This window comes from Acinetobacter sp. 22323, assembly GCF_052044895.1.
Taxonomy (GTDB): domain Bacteria; phylum Pseudomonadota; class Gammaproteobacteria; order Pseudomonadales; family Moraxellaceae; genus Acinetobacter; species Acinetobacter schindleri.
The window spans coordinates 24,678-46,057 of the sequence record NZ_JBQEOL010000012.1 but is presented as its reverse complement, the minus strand read 5'-3'; the positions used below and the strand labels follow the sequence as shown (position 1 = coordinate 46,057).

Here is a 21,380-nt window from a genome sequence, read left to right as displayed (position 1 = left end):
TAAGTAGAAAAATTTCTTTTAAAAAAGCATCTTATGGATACTTTTTTAGAAAAACAACAACAGGAAGCTTTAGGTAATCGCCCATGAAATTAGACAAATTTCCCGATCAAATTGATCCAAGTTTAAATCTAGAACAGATCCGTGAAGAATGCCTGGAGCTGATTAAGAAGCGTGCCTATATGTCTGCAGGTGCAGCCGTGATTCCGGTACCGTTTCTTGATGTCTTGATTGACGTCGGCATCCTGTCACAGCTGATTCCTGAAATCAATGCCCGATTCGGCTTGGCACCAGAACAGGTCAGCGTATTTGATCCAAAAACCAAACAGGTTCAATGGGATGAATTACGTAAACGCGGCGTACAATTTTCTGGTTTTGTGGTGGCACGTACGGCAGTAAAAAAATCCATCAATAATGTTGCCGCAAAATATATTACCAAGCAAGTGACCAAATTTATCCCGCTCGGTGGTCAGTTAATTGCGGCAAGTTTAGGCTACTTCGTAATGAAAAAAGTTGCCGAGGCACATGTGGAAGACTCTTATAAACTAGCCAAGAATATCCAGCTAAAACAGCAAGCTAAAACAGTATAATTTTGATTTAGAATCATCTTATTTAAACGCAGCTTGGTCGTATTAACTTACGCCAAGCTGTTTCAGTATAGTCTTCAAGATTTGTAAACGCGCGCTATCCTTGTCATCGGTAGCAATCACATGCCATGGCGCCTGATCGGTGCTGGTATGCTCAAACATATCTGCCGCTGCCTGCAAATAATCCTCCCAGCGTTCACGGTTACGCCAGTCTTCATCAGTGATCTTGAAACGTTTATGCGGCGTCTGTTCACGCGCCTTAAAACGTTCAGCCTGTTCGTCCTTGGAAATCGCTAGCCAGAACTTGATAATTACAGTCTGTGCCTCAATCAGGTCATTTTCAAACCGGTTAATTTCTGCATAAGATGCCTGCCATTGCGCAGGACTAATCAGTTCTTCAATCCGTTCTACCAGTACCCGTCCATACCAGGACCGGTCAAAAATCGTAATCTTGTCTTCCGGCTGTAACCTAGTCCAGAAACGCCACAAATAAGGACGGCGCAATTCATATTTTTCCGGTGCACCAATGGTATGAATTACATATTCGCGTGGATCAAGCTTTTTCACCAGCCGCTTGATTGCTCCCCCCTTACCGGCTGCATCCATCCCCTCGAATACGATCACCACATTACGTTGATCCATACGCATTGCACTGGCCACCTTGCGGGTCAGTTTCTTGAGTTCGTCCTTATAGGTATTCTGATCCACCGGCTCCCGCGAAGGCTGCAGCAATGCTTCAGGAATAGACGCCGGGGACCATGTCTTACTTCCTTTAGCAGGATGATCCGGACAGTGTTTCAAGGCCGCAAGAATAGTCTGGGCAAACTGCTGGTCACGCCGGGTTGCATCTTCACCATCAATGATGATCCAGTCCTCGGTAAAACGCTGACGCAAACGCTGGATCGCGTCATATTGCTTACGACTGCGCCAATCCAGACCGTGTAAACGATGCCAATGCATCTCACTTGGATCAATATCATCTAAACGTTTTTGCAAAGACTTCCAGGGCAGATCAAACCAGATCTTGATCACATCAACATGGTTATTTTTCAGATCCTGCTCAAAGGCACGCATCTGTTCAACATAATGATCAAACATGCTTTCATCTATAGGATTCGCTACATGCATGGCGGTACTTAGCAAATCTGTGTACCAGTTACCAAACAACACCATGATCTGTCCTTCAGCGGGGATAAATCGTGCATAAGGCTGCCAGAAAGTCTGTCTTTCATTCAGGGGCCGTGGCTGGTCTGCTTTTACCCGCAAATAACGCGGGTCAACCCATTCCCGTAATTGCTTAACCGCTTCCCCTTTGCCGGCCAGCTCAATTCCATTGACCAGTACGACTACACTTTTAGCATTCTTCTGTCCGCGTGTATCTTTCAGGGCATATTGCGCATCGATAAGCTGTAACGATAATTCATTTTCTTCAATCAATTGAAATTGTTGCTGTTCTGTAGACATAACCTGTTCTGTTTTTCTTGTTCGTGAATACAGTATAGACAGGCTTTTTGCTTGGTGAATAGCGATCGCTACGATTTTTAAACGATCTTTTTTGTCGAACTTTTCAACAAATTGACTTCAAATCCTGTGCAACCGGTCAATTTGTCATAGCGCACCATCCTAACTCGTTCTAAGATTCCCGCATCCATAACCATATTTGAACTTCCCATGTCCAAACTTGCGGTTTTAGACGATCTTCTGGAACGTTATTATCAACTGAACTATCATAAGCAACCGGAACTGCAACAACGTCTGCAAGATGTCCAGCTCTGGCAAAAAGAACGTATGCAACGCACTCATGCCAAGCAGTTTGCAGAAAAGCAAAATGTGCTGATGTCAGAATATTTCCTGAACCGTCTTTATGGTGGACCGGACTTCGATGCGCTGGCAGAACAGATTGCCCGCTTGACGCGCTATGCGCATAAGGCGGAAAAGCTGATCCCGGATAATGCGATCAAGACCGGCACTCACGGAGTAGAGCTGGCCATTCTTGCGGTACAGCTTGATGAGCAGGTGGCACAACAGTTATTGGAAGATTATCATCCAGCCGAATCACTGACTGATGAAATTATGCGTCTAACCTATTTAAAGCTGGATCAAGGCCAGGATCGCCTTAAACAGTTAGCTATGCTGGATCAGCTTGGTACTCATCTGGATAAATATATGCGGTCGTTCATTGTGCAGGCAGCATTTAAAATGTGTAAAGGTGCCGCAGAAAAATACCGTTTTGAAGTCATGTATGAGTTTATGCAGGATGGATTTCTGGCGATGAAACCACTTAAGTCCGCAGAAAAGTTTGTACGTGAATTTACGGCAACTGAGCGTAATATCATTGATCGCGTGCATGCTGGCGATCCACAGCCTTTCCGTTAATTCCCGACAGCTTAAAAAATCTGAAAATATCACCTCAGGATAAGGCTGGCATCTGCTTGCCTTATTCTCTTAACCCAATCAACCAGCTATTTTTAAATCGTAGTAATTTCATCGATACAAAAAAATCAGGTCTCAATAAATAGACAAAATAATGGTTCCAAAGCCCTAATCGTATCAATCAATCCGTTATAGTCTCTAATAAAGTTATAAAAATTATGCAAAATTTACAGAAATTAATCTGTTTATGGTCAACGTACTTGATCGGCTTACGTGTTATCTAAGCCTCCGTATATCTTGATTCTTTATAGATGTACCCATGTCAATGAATTTTAGGAAAAATGTAATGGGGTACAAACAGTTATCTATTCGCGGCACTGTACAAATAAACCTGAGACCTTTAATAAACAGTTATAAAATTGATGCTCAAGATATACAGATTGAAAGCCATAAGTCTTTGGATATTTACGGTCAGGCGATGCTTGTTCATGATCTGAAATGCAAGTTAAAGATAGGCTATTTCCATATTGTGATTACCACAGATAAACAACGGATTATCTCTGTTGAGCGTGGGGATTATGCACTCGGAGATGGTCTTTATTATGAACTGGATCAACTGTCCATTCGCTATGGTAAAAACCAGTTCATCCATAAACTGGACGAATCTTAAAAATTCTGGATACAAAATGAAAAACCCCGGCATCCTGCCGGGGTTTTCCGTATTGGTTCGCTTGGTATAACTCCTGTCGTACCTTACTTTCCTTGTATTTATCTATTTTTATTCTTAGAGGGAACATCCTGTTCCTGATGAACTTATCATATGAAATTTCTACCACTATAAAATAGTCGCTAAAAACCTGAATCAATGTAAGCAAAAACGTACAAAGAATTGAGTAGGTTTTGACTCGCCATTTAATTAAGCTATGGTGCACCGCATCAGCAGGAAGATATAAAAATTCAGAACGTATATCATGACTTTTTATCATCAATTAAGATCGATTTTTCGGCTGAGATTTCAGCTAAAGACGCATTTTTCTGTATATTATTCATAACAATTGCATGATGATTGCTGTATAACATCTTAGAATCTGTCATTATGCAGTCCATGCACGCATGCAAGATTAACCCCATTGATCTGTTAGGAGTGACTCCAATGTCCAATGAAAATACTACGCCTACCCCTACAGCTGAGTCGGCACAACAAACAGACAAAGTGAGCCCATTCTTAACTGCACCTTTACCACAAGGTGCGCCACAAGGTCAGCAACAGTCTCTAGAACAACGTCTGACTGATACACCTGTCACAGGTAGCATACCGAAATATAATCTGCCACGTGGGGCGAATACCGGTAATGTCGGTCCAACCACTCACTTCGGCTATCAAACTGTCAGCAGTGAAGAAAAAGCACAAAAAGTCGCGGAAGTATTCCATTCTGTAGCCAGCAAATACGACATCATGAATGATCTGATGTCTTTTGGTATTCACCGTCTATGGAAACGTTTTGCCATTAACATGTCAGGCGTGCGCCGTGGTCAGCATGTGCTGGATATCGCCGGTGGTACGGGTGACCTGGCCAAAGTATTCAGCCGTGAGGTTGGTCCAACCGGTCATGTGGTGTTATCTGACATCAACGAATCCATGCTAAATGTGGGTCGTGATCGCTTGATTGATGCGGGCTGTACCAATGTCGATTTCGTACTTGCCAATGCCGAAACTTTAGAGCCATTTGCAGATAACAGTTTTGACCTGTTAACCATTTCATTTGGTCTACGTAACGTCACCGATAAAGATGCTGCACTTGCTTCGATGTACCGTGTGCTTAAGCCAGGTGGCCGTCTTCTTGTTTTAGAATTTTCTAAACCAGTCTTTGAGCCATTCTCGAAACTGTATGACCTGTATTCGTTCACGGCATTGCCAATCATGGGTAAAATCATTGCCAATGATTCTGAAAGCTATAAATATCTGGCAGAATCGATTCGTATGCACCCAGATCAGCGCACCCTAAAAGGCATGATGGAAAATGCCGGCTTCCAGAACTGTGATTATCATAACCTGACGGGTGGTATCGTTGCCGTTCACCGTGGTTTTAAACTTTAAGGTTCCCATTCATGTGGTCAATTCTGGCACTTGGTGTCGTTGAACGTGTGATTCACCATTTCATTGATCTGGATGCGATTACCCGCATCCAGTTAAATGCATTGGCTGGCAAAATACTACGTGTAGTGATTGCATCACCACAGCTTTCTGTAGATGTATTCTTTGATGATGGCAAGGTTCGCCTGGAACCAACAGCCACTGGGCATACTGAAGCTGCTTCGATTTTTGAACAGCGGCCTTATGAAGCCAACAGCTCACAGAGTTCTGAAGCCACTGCGATTTTACAAGTCGATAATGTCATAGACCTGCTGAAACTACTGCTTTCAGATGAAATAGGCAATATTCCGCTGCAAGGTGACTATAAGTTATTGCAGGAAATCCAGCGCATTATGCAACAGGCTGAACCTGATCTGGCGGCTCATTTAAGCCCATGGATCGGACCAACCCTTGCGCATGAAATTGGCAAATTGCAACTGGCACCCAAACATCTCAAACGCAGTCTGCAAAGCGGTCTGTTCTTTATGGAAGATACGCTTAAAGAAGACAGCGGTCTATTTGCTGCACGTTGGCAAATGGATGATTTACAGCAAGATACGCGTATACTCAATCAAAATATTGATCGTGTAGAAGCCAAGATTCGTCAGCTTCAGATACAGATTGAAAATCAACAAGATTCAACTCAAAACTAGGTACACCACTTTATGATTCCGCATGTTTCACGTTTGCTCGAACTCTGGCGCATTGCCGCGCATTATCGACTCGATACGTTGTTTCCTGCGGAAGAACTCCCAGAAAAAAGCCGTCATATCCTGTCCCTGATTCGTATGCATCCGGCTGCATGGTCCAGCCGAGAGCGTAAAAATCCTCTCAAGCTGAAAGAAGCTTTAGAGGAAATGGGGCCACTGGCAATCAAACTGGGCCAATTGCTATCTACGCGTCGTGACCTGATTCCACCTGAAGTATTGCAACAACTGGTCTTGCTACAGGATCGCGTCAAGCCATTTGACAATGACGTGGCTAAAATGCGTATTCAGGAATCGCTGAAAGCCGATGTAAACACCCTGTTCGCCCGTTTTGATGCTCAGCCACTTGCTGCTGCATCAATTGCACAGGTGCATACTGCTGCTCTGCATGATGGCCGGGAAGTGGTAGTGAAAGTGACCCGCCCGAATATCCGTAATCAGATTTTGCAGGATTTCGAGATCCTGAGCTGGCTGGGTGATTTTCTGGAAAAGCGTCTGGAAGCAGCGCGTGCCCTACATTTATCGGAAATTATTCAGGATTATCGTCAGATCATTCTGAATGAGCTGGACCTGACGCTGGAAGCGGATAATACCCGCCGGATGCGTCATTATTTCACCGGCTCCAGCATGATGTATGTGCCTGAAGTCTACATGGACAGCAAAGATGTACTGGTCGCAGAGCGGATTACCGGTGTACCGATTTCGGATATTGCCACCTTTGATGAACTGGGTATGGATCGTGCTGACCTGGCACGCAAAGGTCTGACCATCTTCTTTACCCAGGTATTCCGGGACAACTTTTTCCATGCCGACATGCATCCAGGCAATGTCTTTGTAGAAACCATTAATCCGGCCAATCCGCGTTTTATCGCACTGGACTGTGCGATTATGGGCGAGTTATCCAAACATGATCAGATGACCGTAGCACGCATGCTGCTGGCGGTCATGAACAGCGACTTCATGCAGCTGATCCAGATTGTGCATCAGGCCGGCTGGATTCCACCAGGTACCGATCAGGATGCGCTGGCACGCGAAATGCGCCGTACTGTGGGTCCCATGGTTTCAAAACCAATGCATGAGCTGGACTTTGCCGGCATTCTGATTCAGGTCATGGACATTGCCCGTCGCTTTCATCTGGAAATTCCACCGCAACTGATGTTGTTATTAAAAACCTTGGTCCATGTGGAAGGCCTAGGCACTGACCTATATCCGGAACTGGATATCTGGAGCCTGGCCAAACCGATCCTAACCGACTGGATCAAGGCACAGATGAATCCGCAGAAAAATCTGAAAGAACTGGGACAGAAAATCCCGGATCTGCTTTTAGGGGCGCAAGATTTACCAACCTTGATGATCGATAGTCTGAATGGTTTGAAAAATCAGTCGGCCTGGCATGCCAAACAATTGAATGAATTAAAAAGCATGCGTTTGCAAATGGAACATCAACAAAAACGTAGCTGGATGTTTGGCAGTTTAATGGCAATTTTACTGTCTATTGCCATTATTTCGCCTTGGTTTGTGTCTATCCTTTTGATTATATTGGCAAGTATTTTAGCCGTATGGCGGATAATTAAATAATTAAATGTATTTGAATAAGTCCATTTTAAAATGGGCTTATTTTTTGCTATGTTGGCCTATTTTTTGCTTTATTAATATATAAATTATTTAATAGTTATTTTGTAAAAGATATTTAATAGCTGTAGATTTAATTAATTATTTTACTTATTTTTTAAGCTATTATTTGATATAAGATAACGCATAACTCATAAACAAAGGTTTGGGAATTAGGGAATAACTATGAATAATCGTGTATTTAAATTAACAACGTTAGCAATAGCAACTTCATTATTGGCAGCTTGTGGTGGAGGTGGTGGAGGTAGCGATAAAAGCTTTAATTCTAAAAAACTTGATGGTGTTGCTGTCGACTTTTACGTAGCGAATGCTACGGTAAACTTTGACGATTGTGATACAAAAACAGAAACCAATAGTGAAGGTAAATTTGTTATTACAACCTCACCTAACTGTCAAGCAACAACAATTACTATTAAAGGTGGTACAGATACTGCAACAGGTCTGCCATTTACCGGCACTCTAAAATCTAAGACAATTAATCTACAAAATCGTAGTGTAGATAATGCCCCTAATGCAAAGCCTGAAATCGTATTATCGCCACTGACAACACTTGAATATTATGCTGAGGAACAAGATATAGCCTTAGATGATTTACTTGATCAGTTAGACTTAGGACATTTAAGTGGCACAGACTTCTCTACTTTTGATCCTCAGGAAAGCGCTGAAGCTGAAGATATGGCGAAAATCTTTATTCTTCAACAGCTAGCTAACCTAATTGAAAAGAATGATCCTTCAGTATCAGGCTTTGAACAAATTATTGAAGCATTAAATAATAGCGCTGATCCATTATTTGATTCTACTAACGGTGAGCTTAATACTACTTTAGTGACTGCTATAATAAATAGTGATACAGCAAGTGGTTTAAGCTCTATTTACGAAGCTATTACTAATGCAATAGAGAATAATCCGGATGTAGCACTATCTGAACTAATTAAAGAAGATTCTTCAATCATTGAGCAAATTATAGAAGTCGTTCAGCCATATGCATATTCAGACATTTTAGTTGCAGGAAAAACTCTTAGTGAACTTAAAGCTTCAAATGAGTCTCCTATCGACTTAAGCATTGCCTCTCTTAATACTTTGTTGAATGTAAGTTTTAAATCTGTAGCTACAGAAGGCGAAGTAATTGACACAATCCAAGTAGGCTTTAAATTAGAAGGTAAAACAGGGTCTCAAACTGAAACATTAGATGTAATTGTGAATCAAGTAGATTTAGCATTTAATGATGGTAGCTTAACAGCCGCAATCATTCCTGCGGGAACTAGAGTTTCAATTGCATCCACTCTTTATGGAGTTGAGGAGACTGAGTTTACTATTAATAATGATATTAATTTAGGATCTACAATTAACCTAGACACGCTTGTACAAAGCAATGCAACACTACAAGGTTATTACAATAGATTCTATGGTTTACTACCAGTAGGGGCGAATGTTGCAGCTGAGGCATATGTTAAGTCTGGTAACTTCTCTACAACAGTAGCTGGCTTGTCTCCAGCAACAATTAGCGTAGGGGACTTAAGCTTCACTGGTGAAAGCCTCAAAGCATATTTTAAGTTAACCCAATAATATTTAACTAAAGCCAGTTTTCGAACTGGCTTTTTTCTTAGCTAGAATTTTGAGTGATTTAATATAATGTTTAGTAGACATATTTTTGTTGTTTTTGCTTCTACTTTTGCTACATATGCTTTAGCAGCGCCACAGGATCTTTTTCTAACAGCTCAAGATCTTAAACCAACGTCTCACCCTCTTTTACTTAATATGGCAGTAGATGCTGTCGATGATAATATTGATATCTTTGATATGCGTGAAGCAGAAGGTATTACTGATAAGTCTGCAGGAGATTATTTCGGTATCCACATAAATGCTCAATATCAGGTTAGCCCCAATTGGGTAGTTGAAGGATCTTTATGGAATCGTGAAATTGATTATTCAAAAGATACCAACGAAATCCAGAGTTACTTACTTGCTGTGCAATATCTTCCTAATTTGAGTCTAAATAAAAATGACTCTATAAAGCTGCGTGTCAGCTTATGGGGAAATCAAGCTGAACTTTTAAGTAAAACTACACCAACGGTAGTAAATAAATATCAATTCCAAGAAGTCAATGTCCATAATCCTGAGGATCTACAGCTCCAGCTAGACACTATATTTTCACGTAAGCTCGATCACATGAACCAAATCAATGGTTTTGTAAGTTTAGGATATAGTAAGGTCGAAGTTGGGGGTATTGATGTCAAGGCACCTTATGATGGATGCTTGATGAATATTGCAATTCAAAAAAACAATAGTTTTAAAGGCAAATTAGCAGAACCATGTTCTAAAGGTAATATAACGTTTACCAAATTAAATGTTTCTGGTGATGCACGTGAATTCGGCCTGGATATCCAGAAAGACCTCAATTACGACAGTTACTATGCTTCTCTAGGTGGCTCATGGAACTGGCGCTATCGCCAATTTGAAAGCCAGCTCGCTTATCAATACCAACGTTTATGGCGCAAGGATATTGATGACCGAATCAGCAATTTTGGAAACTCACCGATTAAGGACAACCATACTTTTGGTGCCAAGTTTAGTTATGATTTTACTCCAAAGCTGACAGGCTATCTGCAAGGTCAACTGTTCCAAAACAACCTCGTTGGCTATGTACCTTTTCTGTATAATGGTGTCACAGCATCTCGTTTAGATAAACGCTATGGACTGGCATCTATCGGGATCCAATACCACGGTTTCTAGTTCCAAAAAGCCTGATTTGTTCAGGCTTTTTTATTTTCTGAATGTCATATGACTCTAAAGTCACCTTAGGGCACATCTTGCCATTGGGTCCAAAGGCACAACGCTTAAAATAAGCCCTCACTGGTCGAATATGGGTTAAACCTCTATGCAGATTTTACAAAAACATGCCCCTGCCCTGAAAATCCGTGCCGGGCACCTGGCACGTGAGCTGATTCTGAAAGAAGGTTTACAACCCGAACAGGTCGATATTGTTCCTGGGGCTGCAGGGGGCCCGAAAGGTATCGGTATTCAGGGGTTGGATCAGGCAATTTTTGGTGATTTTTTCCCACGTGCCCCTCACCGTAGAATCCTGGTGGGCTCATCCATTGGTAGCTGGCGTTTTGCCAGTATTGCTGCACATGGAGCTCAACAGGGAACCGAACGCTTGGGTGAACTGTATACCAACCTTTATTTTCATAAAAAAATGACCCGTCAAGAGGTCAGTGAAGTTTGCCGTGGCATGCTGCTGGATCTGGTTAAAGGCAAAGAAACCGATCTGGTTAATCATCCTGATTATCATCTAACAGTATTGTCGATCAAGGCCCAGCATATTTTCCAGAGTGATAAAGCTTTACCATTACTGGCTTCTGTAGCGGGAATTGTCGGAACTACAGCAGTGGCGCGCAAACATAGCCGGCATTTCATGCAACGGGTCATCAGCCAGCCGAATATCGGTGAACAGTTTAAAATTGCCGATGATGGATTTACCACACACTATCATGCTTTGACTGAGCAAAGTGTTTTGTCATGGCTGATGGCCTCTGCCTCTATTCCGGGCGTGATGGCAGCGGTCAATAATATTCCGGATGCACCGCAAGGTTATTATCGCGATGGTGGCTTGATTGACTATCATATTGACCTGCCGTTTCAGAGCAAAGGCATCGTGCTGTATCCGCATTTTACTGACAGCATTACTCCTGGCTGGTTCGATAAACTGTTTAAACGCACGGCAAGCCCGGAAAATCAAGCACGAACTTTGCTAATTTCACCCTCTCAGGAATATTTGCAAAGTTTGCCTTTGGGTCGTTTACCGGATCGTAAGGACTTCACTTTGAAAGGTTTGGATCAAGCCCAGCGGATTCAGCTCTGGAAGCAATGCATTGCCGAAAGTCAACGTCTGGGAGATGAATTTCTGGAACTGGTCGAGAAGCAGAACTTCGCTGATGTGATGCAAAGCTTGTAATTGGCGCGGTTTGCCCGAATTGTTTGTATAATTGCCTTAATTTTTTGAACTGTTGAGATTTATGCAGAAATTTTTAGTGATCCTGCAATATGCATGTATAGCCTTTGGTCTTTATCTGATTTATAGCGTTAGCATGTCGCTGTATACCCAGCAATTTGAGCTGATGGAACTGGTGGCAGATATTGGTACCATTCTGATCTGTCTGGATTTGGGTGTGTTCTTATATATCAGTAAAGGCAAACAAGGCATCACCATGGAAGAGTATGCCAAACAGCTGGAACAACCACCGTCTAAACTGGTTTATGTGACACGTAAACTGGGACATCTAGGTATTTTATTGATTATTACCAGCTGGATTGTTCCAATCGTGAACTCATAAAGATTCAATAAAAAAACCTCCCCAAAGGGAGGTTTTTCGTTTAGAGCCTAAAAATTATTTCGAACCTTTAATCCCGGCTTGAAGTAATAGTGCACCTAAACCGCCAATTTTATTTTCTTGTGGTTTAGTCGCTTGAGGTTTCTTGCCATGCGGGCGATCACCTTGCGGACGCGCATGCTGTGGACGTTTGCCTTGTGGCTTGCGCTCACCGCGTTGCTCATTGTCACGACGTGGTTGACGTGGTGCTTTCACTGGTGCTTCAGAGCCTTCAGGACGCATCGACAGATTGACACGGTTACGTTCAACATCAACGTTCAGTACACGAACTTGTACGATTTGACCTGGTTTCACCACTTTATGCGGATCAGCCACAAATTCATTCGCTAGTTCAGAAATATGTACCAAGCCATCCTGATGTACACCAACATCCACGAAAGCACCGAAGTTAGTTACATTGGTGACTACACCTTCCAGCTGCATGCCTTCAGTCAATTGAGCCACTTCAGTAATATCATCACGGAATTTTGCGGTACGGAATTCTGGACGCGGGTCACGACCCGGTTTTTCCAGTTCTGCCAATACGTCTTGAATCGTCGGCAGACCGAATTGCTCATCAGCAAACTCTTCAGGATTTACCTGGCGAATGATTTCAGTATTGCCAATAATGTCTTTTACCGTTGTTGCTTTCGCTTCAACAATTTTAGACACAAGCGCATATGATTCAGGGTGTACTGCAGAAGCGTCCAGTGGCTCAGAGCCATCCAGAATACGCAAGAAGCCCGCAGCCTGCTCAAAAGTACGCTCGCCTAAACGTGGCACTTTTTTCAACGACTGACGGTTATCAAAACGGCCATTTTCCTTACGGAAATCGACAATTTGCTGTGCGATCGATTTATTCAGACCGGCGATATAACCTAAAATTGCAGAAGAAGCAGTATTGACATCGACACCCACCGAGTTCACACAGTCCTCTACCACTGCTTCAAGCGTTTTCGCCAGACCAGTCTGATTCACATCATGTTGATACTGACCTACACCAATCGATTTTGGATCGATTTTCACCAGCTCAGCCAGTGGATCTTGCAGACGGCGTGCAATTGATACTGCGCCACGGATTGATACATCAAGCTCAGGAAGTTCCTGAGAAGCCAGTTCAGAAGCTGAATACACTGATGCACCCGCTTCAGATACAGAAACACGAGTCAGTTTCAGATCACTATTCGCTGCCATCATTTCAGCCACAAGTGCTTCAGTTTCACGGCTTGCCGTACCATTACCAATCGCAATCAAGTCAACATTGAATTCACGACATAAGCGCGTAAGTTCAGCCAATGAGCCTTCTTTATCTTCTTTCGGTGCAAATGGATAAATCGTGCTATGTGCCAGTACATCGCCAGATTCATTCACGACTGCCAGTTTCACACCTGTACGGATACCCGGGTCAACGCCCAGTGTCGTACGCGCACCTGCAGGTGCAGACAGCAGTAAATGACGTAAGTTTTCTGCAAATACATTCATTGCTTCAGATTCAGCAGCCAGACGTTTTTCAGTCAATAAAGAATGCTCAATCGTCGGACGGACTTTACCTAGCCAGAACAGTTTCACAGTCTGTTTCAGGAAATCCTGACGAGACTGGGGCTGAATGGCATCCAGATTATATTCTGTTTCAATACGTGCCAATGGAGCATCGTCTTCGCCATCCACTTTCAGGCCCAGGACATTTTCCTGACGGCCACGCAGCATTGCCAACAGACGATGCGAAGGAACCTTGTTCAGGTTTTCAGAGAAATCGAAGTAATCACGGAATTTCTTGCCAACTTCTTTTTTCTCATCAGAAGCAACCAAACTTTTTAAAATGGCAGTTTTTGCAAATGTTGCTTTCAGCTCAGTGGTCAGCGCGATATTCTGTGCCCAGTCATCAATCAGGATGTGCTGGATCGCATCCAACTGGCTTTCTTGATCTGGATAATCTTCATGGCTAAAGCCCGCAAGTGCTTCGGCAGGATCAACCGTTTCAGCAAAGATTTTCTCTGCAATCGGACCAAGACCAGCTTCTTTGGCTTTGAATGATTTACTGGTACGTTTTGGACGGTACGGCGCGTAAATTTCTTCTAATGCATTTTTGGTTTCTGCCGCATTTACCCGCGCCAATAAATCATCAGATAATTTATCTTGTTCTTTGAGTGATTCAATCACCTTTTCACGGCGCTCATACAAATCACGCAAGTATGATAAACGCGTATCGAGCTGGCGTAGTTGCGTATCGTCTAAGCCCTGCGTTACTTCTTTACGGTAACGTGCAATAAATGGAACACTGGCACCTTCATCAATAAGTTTGATGGCAGCTTCTACTTGAGTTGGACGTACGGCAAGTTCTTTTGCCAACTGCTGAACTAAGTCAGTCATCGTGTTTGATCCCACAAGGATAAGTACTAAATGGCATGATTATAAAGACCAGGCCTATAAAATCCACAATTGTTTTTATTAATTTATCTTTATGAATTATGACAGTGTTGTTCAATATTTGAAGAATGACGTTTAGATCTAGGCAATAACTCCCTCATATTTGCGAAACTTTTATCATTTACCTGTATATATTTGGTATCCATCCCTTGATTTTAACTGCAATTTTTGTTGCTTTAGAGCATAGTCAATCGCTATAAATGAATCGTATACTCAAGACATCTATTAGTTTTTGTTTAAGACGACAATAAAGAATAAAGGAGCACCTTATGAGTTTAGTTGTACCCGCTGAAAAAACCGATGCAGTACATACCGAAACCGATCGGGTAGAACGCATTCTGGTTGTCGATGACGATGTCCGTTTACGTACCTTGCTGCAACGCTTTTTAGAAGATAAGGGTTTTGTGGTCAAGACTGCGCATGATGCTACTCAAATGGACCGACTGCTACAGCGAGAACTGTTTTCTCTGATCGTGCTCGACTTTATGCTCCCTGTTGAGGATGGTCTGAGTATCTGTCGTCGTTTACGCCAGTCCAATATCGATACACCAATCATCATGCTGACAGCACGTGGTAGCGACTCGGATCGTATCGCAGGACTTGAAGCCGGTGCGGATGACTATTTACCTAAACCATTCAATCCAAATGAGTTATTAGCACGTATCCGTGCCATATTACGTCGCCAAGTGCGTGAAGTACCAGGTGCGCCAAGCCAGCAAATGGAAGTGGTCAGCTTCGGTCCATGGTCACTTGATCTTTCTACCCGCACATTGACTCGCGAAGGTCAGGTGGTAACCCTCACAACAGGTGAATTTGCTGTATTGAAAGCCTTAGTACAGCATCCACGTGAACCGTTAACACGTGACAAGCTGATGAATTTGGCACGTGGTCGTGAATGGGGGGCAATGGAACGTTCGATTGATGTGCAAGTGTCTCGCCTGCGTCGTCTGGTAGAGGAAAATCCGGCTCGTGCGCGTTATATCCAGACCGTATGGGGTGTGGGTTATGTCTTTGTTCCAGATGGTGCTGAATAAGAAAAACTATAAAGGGATAAGGATTACCTTCGTCTATTGTCTCTAAATGCCATTCGCTGCTGTCTGAGCCAAACTTGCATTCCTGGCTGGCATGAAACTTTACGAGTTCAGCGAATGGCACAGTTTTACTGGAATAAAAGTATTTTATTTATTGAAAAGTCTTTTATTAAAGACACAGGCAGTTAAGATTCTATCCCAAGAATATTTCTGTAAAATCTGGAAAACGCCCACAGGATGCTGGTGTGAAACTTGACCCCATCGACCCACAAGAATTTACTGATTTTGTCCATTACTCGGAAAAGAAACGTACCCGTATGGAACGTTTTCTCGACAAAATCAAGCCACGTTCAGCTGCAATGCGAACCGCGGTACTTGTGGTTTTTGTGGTCCTGTTCAGTCTGGTGATGTCGATTTGGTTTTTCTGGCGAACTCTTTATTTGCCGGAAATTCAGCAACATGCCCGCTATCTCGCTGTTGAACTGGAAATCCTGAATAATCCTAGCCTGCGCCTGTATCACCATGATCAGGAAGTAGATATCGATGATTATTTAAAAAGCCGTATTGGGATTGAGTATATTACCGACCCTGCACAGTATCCCAATATTCGTGAAAAAGTGATTGCCGAATTTTTTACCAGTAAAATTGAGGAAAAGCTGGCAAAAGAATTACGTATTGACCGGGCAACTGTATATTTCCAGTTTAAGCCGAGTCCACAGATCTGGATTCAAACGCCTGAAATGAATGGTCATTGGGTTCGTGAACCTTTAAAAACCTATGCTAACTATAGCCCTGAACTGATTTTTGGCTGGTTGCTGGGTACACCATTGATTGCTGGCATTATTATTCTGACTTTAGTCCGTCAGCTGAATCGTCCGCTACGTCGCTTACAGGAAGCCGCGAATAGCTATAGTGCAACTGGTTCTGCACCCTATCTGGATACCAATCATGGGCCACTTGAAATCCGTCAAGTAAACAATGCCTTTAACCATATGATCTACACGCTAGAACAGACCGAGCGTGAACGCCGGATTATGCTCGCTGGTATTTCACATGATTTGCGCACGCCTTTGACTCGTATCCGCCTAAGTGCCGAGATGATGCCAGACGAAGATTTCCTCAAAGAAGGTCTGATTTATGATGTCGAAGACATGGATGCAATTTTAAATCAGTTTATTTCCTTTATGCGCGATGGTTCCGATGAAGAGCCACAGGAAACCAATGTCAATACCCTACTACAAGAACTGGTTACCCAGTTTAAGCCGCTTGATATCCACTTTACGCCTCAGGAATTACCACTGATCCAAGCCCGCAGTATGTCGCTTAAGCGATTGATTGGTAACTTGATTAATAACTCAAAACGCTATGGTGCCGAACCAGTCGAACTCTCTGCCCAGATTGAACAGGATCGACTGTTGATCAAAGTGGCCGATCATGGTGAAGGTATTCCAGAGGATCAAATTGAAGATCTCATGCAACCTTTTGTACGAGGTAATTCGGCTCGTACTGTTCAGGGGAGCGGTTTGGGACTCGCCATTGTAAAACGGATTGTCGATATTCACTCTGGTGAACTATACATTCATAATCGACCTGAAGGTGGATTGGAAGCCATCATTTCACTACCAATTCATCAAGCGGAACCAGAACAGACTGCGACCCCGACCACGCTCGACAAAATCCGACAAAGTATTACTGGTCACTTTTAAGAATAGATTAATATTTATACATTTGATTTTTAGGATTTAATTTCTTATTTATATAAATAATATATTATTCAATATGTTAAAAATCATCATTTATTTTTATACCACTATTTGGCTAAAAAATTAGACCTTAGCCTAACACCTATGCAAAATACTTTTTTTGATCGGTACAATCCGTATCAGTATTCAGGAATTTAAGAGAGTTCAAATGTCTTTAGACCGTATCCGTTTAGCATCCCTACACAATAAGGTAATGAGTGCAGAACAGGCAGCTAAGTTCATCGAAGATGGCATGACTGTAGGTATGAGTGGCTTCACTCGTGCAGGTGAAGCAAAAGCGGTTCCACTGGCTCTGGTACAGCAGGCAAAAGCGAACCCATTAAAGATCACCCTCATCACTGGCGCTTCTCTAGGGAATGACTTGGACAAGCAATTAACAGAAGCTGGTGTATTGGCACGTCGTTTGCCATTCCAGGTGGACAACACCCTGCGTAAAGCAATCAACAAGGGTGAAGTGATGTTCATCGATCAGCATTTGTCTGAAACTGTTGAACAGATGCGTAACCAGCAGCTGAAAAAACCAGATGTAGCAGTGATTGAAGCGGTTGCGATTACTGAAGACGGCGGCATTATTCCTACAACTTCAGTTGGTAACTCTGCAAGCTTTGCAATTTTTGCAGAAAAAGTGATTGTAGAAATCAATACAAACTTAAGCCCAGCTTTTGAAGGCTTACACGACATCTATATCCCGACCTATCGTCCAACACGTCAAGCGATTCCATTGACTCAAGTTGATGAGCGTATCGGTACACATGCAATCAACATCGATCCGGCGAAAATTGTCGGTATCGTAATTAATAGTGAATACCATGATTCTCCATCTACAGTAACAGCTCCGGATGATGAGACTCAATCTATCGCAAATCACCTGATTGCTTTCTTCGAAAAAGAAGTAGCAGCAGAACGTTTACCGAAAAACTTAGGCCCACTTCAGGCCGGTATCGGTTCAATTGCAAATGCCGTATTGACTGGTCTGAAAGACTCTAATTTTGAAGACCTGATCATGTACTCAGAAGTACTGCAAGACTGTACTTTCGAATTGATCGATGCGGGTAAAATGAAATTTGCTTCAGGCTCATCAATTACCCTTTCTGCAAAATACGGCGAGAAAGTATTTAACAATCTTGAGCAATACAAAGATAAACTTGTATTACGTCCGCAAGAAATTTCTAACCATCCTGAACTGGTACGTCGTTTAGGTATTATCGGTATTAACACTGCACTTGAGTTTGATATCTACGGTAACGTGAACTCTACTCACGTATGTGGTAGCAAAATGATGAACGGTATCGGCGGTTCAGGTGACTTCGCGCGTAATGCACACATTGCGATCTTCGTAACCAAGTCAATTGCCAAAGGCGGTGACATCTCATCTGTTGTTCCAATGGCATCTCATGTTGACCATACTGGCCATGATGTAGATGTGCTTGTAACTGAACAGGGTCTGGCAGATCTTCGTGGTTTAGCGCCACGTGAGCGTGCTCGTGCCATCATCGACAACTGTGTACATCCAATGTACAAAGATGCATTAAATGACTACTTTGATCGTGCATGTGTACGTGGTGGTCAGACACCTCACCTTCTAAATGAAGCGTTGAGCTGGCATGCAAACTTTGAAGAAACTGGTTCGATGTTAGCCTCTGTAAAAGAAGCTAAATCTGCATAATTGAGTTGATAAAAAAACGCCCTTCGGGGCGTTTTTTTATCGGCAAAACTTAATTAAACTTGATTTGATCACCAAGGGTTTTTCCGACTTCTGAGAGACCGTGAATACTTAAAGAACATTCAATCACACCAATCGATACTACATCCTGATTGATCTGTAAGGTTAACTGCCCTTTTTCATTAAACTTAAATACACTATTAAATAATCTCAAACTCTCCTGATTACTCTGTGCAGCTACTGGGAAACCCTGCGGCGTCATTCTTTGTAATGTATCAGCCCAATATAAATCTGTTTTTGTTTGAAATGAACGATCCTGTCCTGACACCAGCGCAAGTAAATTATCATCCAAATGTTCAAAACCAGATGAATCAAAAAAACTTGCAATTGCTGGAAGCTGTATCCCTGCCATTAACATAGCGCATGTATAGCTACAGACCCTATTCATAGCACTGCCTCCTAAATTTCAGCAATATCAAAATAACATGTGAATTTAAAATAAGATCAACCACTTATCATTATTTTCTGAAATATCCCCAACAGATCTATGCTATTCATTGAACTATTTCACAAAAAACATGAATATTCAGACGAATAACCAAAGACAAGTTAAGTAATAAAGAATGTCTAAAATTTAAAATTCTTTAATCTTCTCCCTAGTTCTTTCGACCTATTCAACCTTTAAATTCTGGCTATATGCCCTCATACTTCTCCTAATAGAAATATTTAGGAAATTTCATGCGCGTAGATATCTGGTCGGATGTGGTCTGCCCTTTTTGTTATATCGGTAAAAAACGTTTACAAGCTGCTGCAGAACAGGCAGGTGTAGAACTTGAAGTTCACTGGCATAGTTTCCAGCTTGATCCTGAAGCACCCGTACGTCAGGAAATTTCTAATTCTGAAAGACTTGCGCAGAAATATGGCCGTACTGTGGCAGAAGTCGAAGAAATGCAACGTAATATTGCCGAGATGGCCAAGGCAGAAGGTATCGAGTTTAACTGGGAAGGTGCCAACTCAGGTAATACCTTTAATGCTCACCGTATTATCCATCTTGCCCAGAGCAAAGGTTTAGGTAACGAAGCTGAAGAAGCTTTCTTCTATAGTTATATGACCCAAGGTCTAGCCATTGGAGAGCGTGAAACCTTAGAAGATGTTGCAGCCCGTATAGGCTTGAATCCTGTTGAAGTCGATGATGTACTGAATTCAGAAGAATATGCTGATTTCGTTAAATTCGATCAGGAAATTGCACGCGACCAGTTGAAAGTTACAGGTGTTCCGTTCTTTGTATTTGACCAGCGTATTGCCTTGGCGGGTGCCCAACCCAAGGAAGTATTTGTACAGGTTCTAGAAAAAGCGCTAGAGCCACCGCAGGCTGCTGCAGAACAATGTACTGATGATCAATGTGATCTGCCTAAATCTGAATAAGATAAGACACATAAAAAAATCCCCATTTCAAATGGGGATTTTTTTATTCTGTATTTATTCGACCAGAAAACTGATTTTAAGATTGACCCGATATTCAGTAATTTTATTGTCTTTAATGACAACTTTTTGTTCATTAATCCAGGCACCCTGAACATTCTTGACGGTTTCAGTGACCTTAGCAATGCCAGTCTGAATCGCATCCTCAAAGCTCTTATTGCTACTCGAATTAACTTCAACAACTTTTGCAATCGCCATGATGTAACTCTCTTTTTATGGTGAGTGAAGCGTCATCATAGTGGATTTAAATCCTGAGCAAACGTTCCTTAAACATCGGACAGCAAATCCTTACATGTGTTTTACAATACCGTGTTCACCTCAGTCTAATCAGCATGGCATCACCCTTTAAATCTTTCATATAAAAATCTTTATTCTTATTTAAATTATTATTTTTTAAATAAGCCTTATGAAGAATGAGTTTTCTTGAAATTAGAGTAAAAGTTCTAATTTATTGTTTTTTATAAATAAAATTTTAATATTTTTATAAAATTGCCGAATCAATCATTTTTTAATATTGGCGCTTTGATATCATTTTCACACAAATAAGGTTCTATTTTCTCCCAGTTCAATATATTGAACATCAGCTTATAAAGGTCATATTATGAACGCAATTAAATTTGTTCTGGCTGCGACGGTAATGGCACTTTCAGTAACTGCAACTGCGCAAATTGTCTACACACCTGACTTTCCAGTAAAAAAAGCGGCTGCCGTTGAAACTGTTGCAGCGGATAGCGCTGAAACTGTAAAAGAAGCTTAATTTTCTAGCTTCTTTCTTAAAAAACAGGCTGAAATACTCAGCCTGTTTTTTTATTTTTGCAGTACGACATCACAGAAAACGATTAAATTTATATTCAATCTTATTTCAGTTATCTAAATATTTTGATCCATGATTCATCCAGATGATCTTCCACACCCTTCAAAATTTTATCGCGCTACATTTCTAGAAAATAATTGATAAAAAATAACATTTTTATATTTTCCTCCATATAATCAAAAAATGATCATTTTTTATATGTGACAAGTTTTGCCATGAATGAATTGCAAGCTTTAGTACAAGGTCAAATTTCACCACAGGCGATTCCGGTTGATCATCTGTTGCAGTTAGCCGAACGTTATACCGATCCTAACTCAACTGAATATAAACTGATTGAACTGGCTGCCAATATCATTCTGGCCAAAAGCCTGGATAAAGCACTTAAATATTTATAATAGAT

At 41.9% G+C, this 21,380-nt stretch carries 20 protein-coding genes; 16 read left to right on the top strand and 4 right to left on the bottom strand.

Features of this window, described 5'->3' with window-relative positions:
- Positions 1 to 83: 83 nt before the first annotated feature.
- Positions 84 to 587: a hypothetical protein gene (locus ACTJIX_RS09595; RefSeq protein WP_273798122.1), complete on the top strand. Its 504-nt coding sequence runs from the start codon at positions 84 to 86 to the stop codon at positions 585 to 587.
- A 42-nt stretch (positions 588 to 629) separates the two neighbouring features.
- Here the strand turns inward: ACTJIX_RS09595 and pap are convergent, their stop codons facing one another.
- Positions 630 to 2,048: a polyphosphate:AMP phosphotransferase gene (gene pap, locus ACTJIX_RS09590; protein ID WP_440611394.1), complete on the bottom strand. Its 1,419-nt coding sequence runs from the start codon at positions 2,046 to 2,048 to the stop codon at positions 630 to 632.
- Positions 2,049 to 2,255: 207 nt separating this feature from the next.
- Here pap and ACTJIX_RS09585 point away from each other — a divergent pair, with 207 nt between their 5' ends.
- From ACTJIX_RS09585 to ACTJIX_RS09545, 9 genes are all read left to right on the top strand, one after another.
- On the top strand, positions 2,256 to 2,960 hold the full coding sequence (locus ACTJIX_RS09585) for an FFLEELY motif protein (RefSeq protein ID WP_008303882.1): 705 nt from the start codon (positions 2,256 to 2,258) through the stop codon (positions 2,958 to 2,960).
- 343 nt (positions 2,961 to 3,303) lie between these two features.
- Positions 3,304 to 3,627 (top strand): hypothetical protein, encoded by a 324-nt coding sequence (locus tag ACTJIX_RS09580; RefSeq protein WP_440611393.1) that lies wholly within the window; start codon positions 3,304 to 3,306, stop codon positions 3,625 to 3,627.
- 483 nt (positions 3,628 to 4,110) lie between these two features.
- Positions 4,111 to 5,055 carry a bifunctional demethylmenaquinone methyltransferase/2-methoxy-6-polyprenyl-1,4-benzoquinol methylase UbiE gene (gene ubiE / locus ACTJIX_RS09575; RefSeq protein ID WP_004890506.1) on the top strand — a complete coding sequence of 315 codons (945 nt, stop codon included), beginning with the start codon at positions 4,111 to 4,113 and terminating at the stop codon, positions 5,053 to 5,055.
- Between the two features lie 11 nt (positions 5,056 to 5,066).
- Positions 5,067 to 5,744, top strand: coding sequence for a ubiquinone biosynthesis accessory factor UbiJ (locus ACTJIX_RS09570; RefSeq protein WP_440611392.1), 678 nt, complete (start codon positions 5,067 to 5,069; stop codon positions 5,742 to 5,744).
- 12 nt (positions 5,745 to 5,756) lie between these two features.
- On the top strand, positions 5,757 to 7,376 hold the full coding sequence (locus tag ACTJIX_RS09565) for an ABC1 kinase family protein (RefSeq protein WP_440611391.1): 1,620 nt from the start codon (positions 5,757 to 5,759) through the stop codon (positions 7,374 to 7,376).
- A 219-nt stretch (positions 7,377 to 7,595) separates the two neighbouring features.
- A complete protein-coding gene (locus ACTJIX_RS09560) occupies positions 7,596 to 8,996 on the top strand; it encodes a hypothetical protein (RefSeq protein ID WP_440611390.1) in 1,401 nt (466 codons plus the stop codon).
- Between the two features lie 66 nt (positions 8,997 to 9,062).
- Complete coding sequence (locus ACTJIX_RS09555) at positions 9,063 to 10,163, top strand: hypothetical protein (protein WP_440611389.1); 1,101 nt, start codon at positions 9,063 to 9,065, stop codon at positions 10,161 to 10,163.
- Positions 10,164 to 10,308: 145 nt separating this feature from the next.
- Positions 10,309 to 11,385: a patatin-like phospholipase family protein gene (locus ACTJIX_RS09550; RefSeq protein WP_440611388.1), complete on the top strand. Its 1,077-nt coding sequence runs from the start codon at positions 10,309 to 10,311 to the stop codon at positions 11,383 to 11,385.
- Between the two features lie 61 nt (positions 11,386 to 11,446).
- The gene (locus tag ACTJIX_RS09545; protein ID WP_440611387.1) at positions 11,447 to 11,764 is read left to right on the top strand and encodes a hypothetical protein; all 318 of its coding nucleotides are present in this window, start codon (positions 11,447 to 11,449) and stop codon (positions 11,762 to 11,764) included.
- Between the two features lie 54 nt (positions 11,765 to 11,818).
- Here the strand turns inward: ACTJIX_RS09545 and ACTJIX_RS09540 are convergent, their stop codons facing one another.
- Positions 11,819 to 14,170 (bottom strand): Tex family protein, encoded by a 2,352-nt coding sequence (locus ACTJIX_RS09540; RefSeq protein ID WP_440611386.1) that lies wholly within the window; start codon positions 14,168 to 14,170, stop codon positions 11,819 to 11,821.
- A 326-nt stretch (positions 14,171 to 14,496) separates the two neighbouring features.
- Between ACTJIX_RS09540 and ompR the strand changes: the two genes are divergently transcribed.
- The 3 genes from ompR to ACTJIX_RS09525 all read left to right on the top strand — a co-directional run bounded on the left by ompR (position 14,497) and on the right by ACTJIX_RS09525 (position 18,687).
- Positions 14,497 to 15,261 carry an osmolarity response regulator transcription factor OmpR gene (ompR, locus tag ACTJIX_RS09535; protein WP_004890528.1) on the top strand — a complete coding sequence of 255 codons (765 nt, stop codon included), beginning with the start codon at positions 14,497 to 14,499 and terminating at the stop codon, positions 15,259 to 15,261.
- A gap of 242 nt (positions 15,262 to 15,503) precedes the next feature.
- On the top strand, positions 15,504 to 16,964 hold the full coding sequence (locus ACTJIX_RS09530; protein ID WP_071320691.1) for an ATP-binding protein: 1,461 nt from the start codon (positions 15,504 to 15,506) through the stop codon (positions 16,962 to 16,964).
- Between the two features lie 205 nt (positions 16,965 to 17,169).
- Complete coding sequence (locus ACTJIX_RS09525; RefSeq protein ID WP_440611385.1) at positions 17,170 to 18,687, top strand: acetyl-CoA hydrolase/transferase family protein; 1,518 nt, start codon at positions 17,170 to 17,172, stop codon at positions 18,685 to 18,687.
- A gap of 49 nt (positions 18,688 to 18,736) precedes the next feature.
- Here ACTJIX_RS09525 and ACTJIX_RS09520 read toward each other — a convergent pair whose 3' ends face one another.
- On the bottom strand, positions 18,737 to 19,102 hold the full coding sequence (locus ACTJIX_RS09520) for a hypothetical protein (RefSeq protein ID WP_440611384.1): 366 nt from the start codon (positions 19,100 to 19,102) through the stop codon (positions 18,737 to 18,739).
- A gap of 320 nt (positions 19,103 to 19,422) precedes the next feature.
- Here ACTJIX_RS09520 and ACTJIX_RS09515 point away from each other — a divergent pair, with 320 nt between their 5' ends.
- On the top strand, positions 19,423 to 20,109 hold the full coding sequence (locus ACTJIX_RS09515; protein ID WP_103800754.1) for a DsbA family oxidoreductase: 687 nt from the start codon (positions 19,423 to 19,425) through the stop codon (positions 20,107 to 20,109).
- Positions 20,110 to 20,163: 54 nt separating this feature from the next.
- Here the strand turns inward: ACTJIX_RS09515 and ACTJIX_RS09510 are convergent, their stop codons facing one another.
- Positions 20,164 to 20,364 (bottom strand): dodecin family protein, encoded by a 201-nt coding sequence (locus ACTJIX_RS09510; protein ID WP_004813529.1) that lies wholly within the window; start codon positions 20,362 to 20,364, stop codon positions 20,164 to 20,166.
- A gap of 403 nt (positions 20,365 to 20,767) precedes the next feature.
- Between ACTJIX_RS09510 and ACTJIX_RS09505 the strand changes: the two genes are divergently transcribed.
- A complete protein-coding gene (locus tag ACTJIX_RS09505) occupies positions 20,768 to 20,923 on the top strand; it encodes a hypothetical protein (protein WP_171294476.1) in 156 nt (51 codons plus the stop codon).
- Positions 20,924 to 21,195: 272 nt separating this feature from the next.
- The gene (locus tag ACTJIX_RS09500; RefSeq protein WP_005220731.1) at positions 21,196 to 21,375 is read left to right on the top strand and encodes a hypothetical protein; all 180 of its coding nucleotides are present in this window, start codon (positions 21,196 to 21,198) and stop codon (positions 21,373 to 21,375) included.
- Positions 21,376 to 21,380 lie beyond the last annotated feature (5 nt).

Coding starts and splice junctions, on each gene's coding strand:
- ACTJIX_RS09595 (WP_273798122.1), top strand. CDS start 84: ATGAAATTAGACAAATTTCCCGATCAAATTGATCCAAGTTTAAATCTA.
- pap (WP_440611394.1), bottom strand. CDS start 2,048: ATGTCTACAGAACAGCAACAATTTCAATTGATTGAAGAAAATGAATTA.
- ACTJIX_RS09585 (WP_008303882.1), top strand. CDS start 2,256: ATGTCCAAACTTGCGGTTTTAGACGATCTTCTGGAACGTTATTATCAA.
- ACTJIX_RS09580 (WP_440611393.1), top strand. CDS start 3,304: ATGGGGTACAAACAGTTATCTATTCGCGGCACTGTACAAATAAACCTG.
- ubiE (WP_004890506.1), top strand. CDS start 4,111: ATGTCCAATGAAAATACTACGCCTACCCCTACAGCTGAGTCGGCACAA.
- ACTJIX_RS09570 (WP_440611392.1), top strand. CDS start 5,067: ATGTGGTCAATTCTGGCACTTGGTGTCGTTGAACGTGTGATTCACCAT.
- ACTJIX_RS09565 (WP_440611391.1), top strand. CDS start 5,757: ATGATTCCGCATGTTTCACGTTTGCTCGAACTCTGGCGCATTGCCGCG.
- ACTJIX_RS09560 (WP_440611390.1), top strand. CDS start 7,596: ATGAATAATCGTGTATTTAAATTAACAACGTTAGCAATAGCAACTTCA.
- ACTJIX_RS09555 (WP_440611389.1), top strand. CDS start 9,063: ATGTTTAGTAGACATATTTTTGTTGTTTTTGCTTCTACTTTTGCTACA.
- ACTJIX_RS09550 (WP_440611388.1), top strand. CDS start 10,309: ATGCAGATTTTACAAAAACATGCCCCTGCCCTGAAAATCCGTGCCGGG.
- ACTJIX_RS09545 (WP_440611387.1), top strand. CDS start 11,447: ATGCAGAAATTTTTAGTGATCCTGCAATATGCATGTATAGCCTTTGGT.
- ACTJIX_RS09540 (WP_440611386.1), bottom strand. CDS start 14,170: ATGACTGACTTAGTTCAGCAGTTGGCAAAAGAACTTGCCGTACGTCCA.
- ompR (WP_004890528.1), top strand. CDS start 14,497: ATGAGTTTAGTTGTACCCGCTGAAAAAACCGATGCAGTACATACCGAA.
- ACTJIX_RS09525 (WP_440611385.1), top strand. CDS start 17,170: ATGTCTTTAGACCGTATCCGTTTAGCATCCCTACACAATAAGGTAATG.
- ACTJIX_RS09520 (WP_440611384.1), bottom strand. CDS start 19,102: ATGTTAATGGCAGGGATACAGCTTCCAGCAATTGCAAGTTTTTTTGAT.
- ACTJIX_RS09515 (WP_103800754.1), top strand. CDS start 19,423: ATGCGCGTAGATATCTGGTCGGATGTGGTCTGCCCTTTTTGTTATATC.
- ACTJIX_RS09510 (WP_004813529.1), bottom strand. CDS start 20,364: ATGGCGATTGCAAAAGTTGTTGAAGTTAATTCGAGTAGCAATAAGAGC.
- ACTJIX_RS09505 (WP_171294476.1), top strand. CDS start 20,768: ATGAACGCAATTAAATTTGTTCTGGCTGCGACGGTAATGGCACTTTCA.
- ACTJIX_RS09500 (WP_005220731.1), top strand. CDS start 21,196: ATGAATGAATTGCAAGCTTTAGTACAAGGTCAAATTTCACCACAGGCG.